The following is a 1,325-nucleotide window of genomic DNA, read 5'->3' on the forward strand; positions in this document are numbered from 1 at the left end:
GCGCTCGCCGAGCGCGGCTTTAAGGTGTTCCCGATCAAGGCCGGGGCCAAGACACCGCCGCTCTGGAAGAACTGGCCCGAGCGCGCCGCCGCCACGGTGCCGGCCAACTGGCCGCAGGACGCTAATATCGGCATCCACTGCGAGGGGCTGGTCGTGCTCGACGTGGATGTGCGCTCGGGCGGCAACGAGACGCTGGCGACGCTGGACCTGCCGCTGACGCTCACGACCCTGACCCCGACCGGCGGGCGCCACCTCTTCTACCGCCTCCCCGAGGGCCACCCCGGCGTGCCGAACGGCGCCAACAAGCTCGGGCCGGGCATCGACGTGAAGTCGACGCGCGGCTACGTGATGGCGCCGGGGTCCGAGGTGCCCGCCGGGCGCTACCGGTTCGAGGCCGACACCCCGATCGCCGACGCGCCGGCATGGCTGCTCGAGCAGCTCGGCGAGTACACACCGCACGAGCGCAGCGAGGTACGGGAGGTGCCGGATGCGCCGGAGGACGTGGTGGAGCGCGCCCGGGAGTGGTTGAGCCGGCAGCCGGTCGGGGACCAAGCGTTCAAGTCGGCCTGTGGGCTGCGCGATTTCGGCCTATCGGTCGAGCAGGCCGTCGCGCTGCTGTTGGAGCACGACGGGCGCTCCGAGGAAGTGCTGCGCCCCAAGGTCGAGCACGCCTACCGTTACGCGCAGAACGACCCCGGCTCCAAAGCCGCGAGCGCCGAGGACTTTCCGGTCGTCGAGGCGGCGCCGGAGAAGCCGCGCCCGAAGCTGCTGCGCCTGAACGAGCTCGCCGGCCACCCGCCCGGTCCCTACCTCATCAAGGGGTTGCTGCAGCGCCACTCCCACGCCGTGCTCTACGGCGCGCCCGGCGCCGGCAAGACCTTCGTGGCGCTCGACATCGCGTTCCACGTCGCCAGTGGCAGGCTCTGGCGCGGGCGGCGCGTGCACCAGGGGGTGGTCCTCTACCTCGCGTACGAGGGCATCGGCGGCTTGGCGAAGCGTGCGGCGGCGCTCCTGCACCACTACGGGGACGTGTCCGACGTGCCGCTATACGTCGTCGGCGCCGACTACAACCTGCGCGAAAAGGCCGGGCGGCAGGCGCTGGCCGCCGACCTCGGCCAGCTTCCTGAGAAGCCGGTGCTGGTGGTGATCGACACCCTGGCGCGCGCCATGAAGGGCGGCGACGAGAACAGCGCGCAGGACATGGGCGCGCTGAACGACGCCGTGAGCGCCCTGATTCAGGCGACCGGTGCGTGCGTGATGCTCGTGCACCACAGCGGTAAGAACAAGGCGAGCGGCGCGCGCGGCTCGAGCGCCCTGCTCGGCGC

General features: G+C 71.8%; 1 protein-coding gene. It reads left to right on the forward strand.

What is annotated here, in order from left to right:
• A partial coding sequence (locus VF202_14090) for an AAA family ATPase (protein HEX7041243.1) occupies window positions 1-1,325 on the forward strand: 1,325 nt, incomplete at both ends.

The sequence above is a fragment of the Trueperaceae bacterium genome (genome assembly GCA_036381035.1).
Taxonomy (GTDB): Bacteria; Deinococcota; Deinococci; order Deinococcales; family Trueperaceae; genus DASRWD01.